The following is a 3,965-nucleotide window of genomic DNA, read 5'->3' as shown; positions in this document are numbered from 1 at the left end:
GCCGATTTCGGCGGGGTTGCCGCCGAGATGCTGGCCGAGGTTTCCGAGGTCGGTCTCTGGGGGTTGTTCCGCCATCCGGTGGCGCCGGTCTGGACGGCCGAGAACACCGCCATTTTGGGCGATGCGGCGCATCCGACCCTGCCGTTCATGGCGCAGGGGGCGGTGATGGCGATGGAGGACGCCTGGGTGCTGGCCGATGCGCTGCACCGCGCCGACAGCATCGCAGCGGGGCTGGCCGCCTATCAGGCAAGGCGTCACGACCGGGTCAGCAGGGTGATCGCCGCCGCCGGCAGCAATGCCTGGAAATATCACCTGTCCTTTCCGCCGCTGCGCCTGGCGGCGCATCTGGGGCTGCGGCTGGCCTCGCAGGTGGCGCCGCGACGTCTCTTGCAGCAGTTCGACTGGATCTATCGCCATGATGTCACTCGAGAAATCGGCGCCTGAGTCGCAGACCCGACGCAACGGAGATCGCCGCAATGGATGATGTCGCCATCGCCCGCGCGCTGCATCTTCTGGGGGTGATCCTGTGGATCGGCGGCGTCGGCTTCGTCACCACGGTGCTGCTGCCGGCGGTGCAGCGGCTGAAAACCCCGCAGGAGCGGGTCGCCTTCTTCGAGGAGGTCGAGGGCCGCTTTGCCTGGCAGGCGCGTTTCACGACGCTGCTGACCGGCCTGTCCGGACTATATATCGTGATCGCCTGGGACCTGTGGGACCGGTTCCTGACGCCTCAGTACTTCTGGATGCATGCCATGGTGCTGATCTGGGCCCTGTTCACGGTGATGCTGTTCGTCGCCGAGCCGCTGTTTCTGCACCGCTGGTTTCTGCGCCATGCGGCGGCGCGGCCGGAACAGACCTTTCGTCTCATACGCATCCTGCACCTTGTGCTTCTGGGCGCCAGCCTGGTCACGGTTCTGGTGGCGGCCATCGGCAGCCACGGCGGTTTCTGAGCGCCGGCGCGCTCAGGCCTGCGCCAGACGGTACTGACGGCGGTAACGGTTGGGGCTGGTGCCGGTCCAGCGCCGGAAGGCGGTGGAAAAGGCGGCCGGGTCGGCATAGTCGAGAAAGACCGCGATTTCGTTGATGCTGTACCCCGTCCCGAGATAGGTGCAGGCCAGCTCGCAGCGCAATTCGTCAAGCAGGGTGCGATAGCTCAACCCCTGTTCCCGCATCCGGCGGGCAAAGGTGCGTCGGCTCATGCCGAGATTGCCGGCCACCTCGTCGGCAAGGACGACCCGGCCGGGCAGGTTGGCCAGCAGCACCGCCTCGACCCGGTGGCGCAGATCGGCGCTTTCGGACGATGCCTCGGGGCGCGGCCTGCCTGCCTGCAACAACTCATGGGCGCGCAGGTTCGGATCATGGCCGGGAACGGGCAGCTCCAGCACGCTGGGGGCGAGGATCATCTCGCAGCGCCCGGCACCGAATGTCACCGCGCATCCGGCCTGGCGGCTGATGCTCTCGGCGATATGCGGCGCCGCATGAGAAAACCGGATCTCGAGCGGTAGGAAGGCCGCCCCGGCGATCCGGCGCAGGCGGCTGAGGGTGCTGAACATCAGGAACTCGGCAAAACGGTCCTGCCCGGCGGTTTCGTCCTTGGGCAGGGTCAGGGCCAGCGCGGCGCTGTTGCCCGACTGTTTCAGGCTCACCCGCAGTCCCGGATCAAGGTTCGACAGAAAGCGCGCGGTGTGGTTGATCGCGTTACGCAGGGTGCGGGAATACTTGCAGATACAGCCGGTCTGCACCGTGCCATCGCGATAGGCCAGCCCGGCCAGAGCGGCAAAGCGGTCATCCTGCACGGCCTTGCAGGCATCCTGCAAAAAAGCGGCCTCGCTGCCCGGTTTCGGGCGTAGCGTGGCCCCCGTCAGGGCGTTGCGCCCGAGGCCGATGCCCGCCAATGCGGCATCCGCTGCCGCAGGTCCGTCAGCGAAATCATCGAGTGCCGTCACCAGGGCTTTCAGCCGCTCGGTCCGCATATCAATCAATTCCGGGCTCCTCCCGAAGAATACCCCGGACCGACCCCGCCGGGGCGTCCGTTTCAAAAGGGGACGGGGCGCGGCCAAGTCTTGGCGAATGCCCAAAAGCCCCAGTACATCAATAAGTTCCACCTAGCAGGCGCCCCGGGAAATCACACCGGGGCGCGTGCCTCTTCAATCTGAGCGCGAGACTAGCGGACAACTATTCGCGGCGCTAGTGCCGAGTTGCCCCGTGGGAATTTTTGATCACCGCAACCTCCCCAAGACCAGAACTCGGCAGGGTGGGGCAGGCAGAAGCCGGCCGAAAGTGGCGCCGCGCCGGTGCCGCGAATTGGTCAGCCTTGCAGGTCGAGCTCGACCCAGACCGGCACGTGGTCCGAGGGTTTCTCGCGCCCGCGCACCATCTTGTCGATCTGGCAGTCGGTCAGCAGGTCGGCGCATTGCGGGCTGAGCAGGAAATGGTCGATGCGGATGCCGTCGTCGCGGTTCCAGGCCCCGGCCTGATAGTCCCAGAAGGAATAGTGACCGCCGCCCTGCACCCGGGCGCGGAACGCCTCGGTAAAGCCGAGGTTGACCAGCCGCCGCCAGGCCGCCCGGCTTTCGGGGCGTGCCAGCGCATCCTCGTGCCAGGCCTCGGGGCGGCGGGCGTCCTCGTCCTGGGGGATGATGTTGTAGTCGCCGGCCATGAGAAAGGGTTCTTCCTGCAAAAGCAGCGCCTTGGCGCGGTCTTCCAGCCGTTGCATCCAGGCCAGCTTGTAATCGTACTTGGGCCCCGGGCAGGGGTTGCCATTGGGCAGGTACAGGCCGCAGACCCGCAGCGGCACCGGGCCCATGACCGTGGCCTCGATCCAGCGTGCCTGGGTGTCCTCATCGTCACCCGGCAATCCGCGACGGACATCCTCGAGCGGCAGTTTCGACAGGATCGCCACCCCGTTGAAGCTTTTCTGGCCATGGGTTTCGACCTGGTATCCGCGCTCTTCGAAGATCTCGCGCGGAAAGGCTTCGTCTACCGACTTGATTTCCTGCAACAGCACGACATCGGGGGCAGCCTCGTCCAGCCACTGTGGCAGGGCGGCGATGCGCGCCTTGATCCCGTTGATGTTGAAAGTCACAATTTTCATTTCGTTCCCCCGATCGCACCGGCCGAGTATTCCCCAATGCCCGCCCGGCGACAAGGGCGGAAACGGCGGTGTGAAGGCGGCGGCGCCCCGGTTTCGTTGCCGCGCCACGGCGCGTTCCAGCCGGGTCCCCGTGCAGGAGAATCGGTGTCCGATTCGGCCTGTTGCGATTCGATGAACGCCTTTCGGGGCCGGCGTCTGCTCGGCCGGAAAATGTCAAGAATCGGGCAAAAATGCGGCGAAAATGCGGCGCCGATTCCGGCAAATCGAGACCTCTGAAAAGGTCAGTAAATCAATATTCTAGAGACTTTTGTTAAATCAGCGCGTAGCGCTGAAAACAGCAAAAACGGGAAAAATCATTTTGAAAAACGCGCAGTGCGTGCAAGCGTGAAAGGGCTCAAAACTTCAACGAAACGACACCCCGGAGGGTTCCCAATGCTCGCTAAAAAATCTGCTGAAATGGTTAATCACACCGCTGCACACAGCCCGGAGGTCAGCCTCCACGACGGTCTGCACACCGAGCTGTTCACCTCGGGCCTGGCGCCTCAGACCGCCCATGACAGGATGGCGGGGGACGGTGCCGAAATGTTCACCTCGGGTCTGGTCCAAATGTACACATCGGGACTTGCGCCGCGCAATGCCGCCGACACGGTCTCGGGCGAGGGGGTCGAGATGTTCACCTCGGGGCTCGCCGCTTCGGGCGCTTCGGCGGATGCCGGCGAGGCCACCGAGATGTTCACCTCGGGCCTGGTGCAGATGTTCACCTCGGGCCTGGCGCCCACCGCTTCGGCCGAAAGCGTCGCGGGCGAGGGGCTGGAGCTGTTCACCTCGGGTCTGGCTGCCTCGGGCGCCTCGGCCGATGCCGGCGAGGGTGCCG

Annotated in this window: 5 protein-coding genes; 3 read left to right on the top strand and 2 right to left on the bottom strand. The window is 65.3% G+C overall.

Annotated elements, in window-relative coordinates; translation table 11 throughout:
- Positions 1-444, top strand: a 444-nt coding sequence (locus tag ABZD10_RS14170) for an FAD-dependent oxidoreductase (RefSeq protein ID WP_372887450.1), incomplete at its 5' end; no start/stop codon positions are given.
- A 32-nt stretch (positions 445-476) separates the two neighbouring features.
- Positions 477-947: a hypothetical protein gene (locus ABZD10_RS14165; protein WP_372887448.1), complete on the top strand. Its 471-nt coding sequence runs from the start codon at positions 477-479 to the stop codon at positions 945-947.
- A 12-nt stretch (positions 948-959) separates the two neighbouring features.
- Here ABZD10_RS14165 and ABZD10_RS14160 read toward each other — a convergent pair whose 3' ends face one another.
- Together ABZD10_RS14160 and xth are read right to left on the bottom strand one after the other, a co-directional pair.
- Positions 960-1,970, bottom strand: coding sequence for a helix-turn-helix domain-containing protein (locus ABZD10_RS14160; protein ID WP_372887452.1), 1,011 nt, complete (start codon positions 1,968-1,970; stop codon positions 960-962).
- A gap of 335 nt (positions 1,971-2,305) precedes the next feature.
- Positions 2,306-3,091, bottom strand: a complete 786-nt coding sequence (gene xth, locus ABZD10_RS14155; RefSeq protein ID WP_372887446.1) for an exodeoxyribonuclease III — start codon at positions 3,089-3,091, stop codon at positions 2,306-2,308.
- 456 nt (positions 3,092-3,547) lie between these two features.
- Between xth and ABZD10_RS14150 the strand changes: the two genes are divergently transcribed.
- Positions 3,548-3,965 (top strand): hypothetical protein (locus tag ABZD10_RS14150; protein ID WP_372887444.1); only part of this gene is annotated, 418 nt, incomplete at its 3' end.

The organism is Shimia sp. (assembly GCF_041624275.1).
Taxonomy (GTDB): domain Bacteria; phylum Pseudomonadota; class Alphaproteobacteria; order Rhodobacterales; family Rhodobacteraceae; genus Shimia.
Note: the sequence above shows the minus strand (reverse complement) of the source record. Positions and strands in the feature narration are given on the sequence as shown.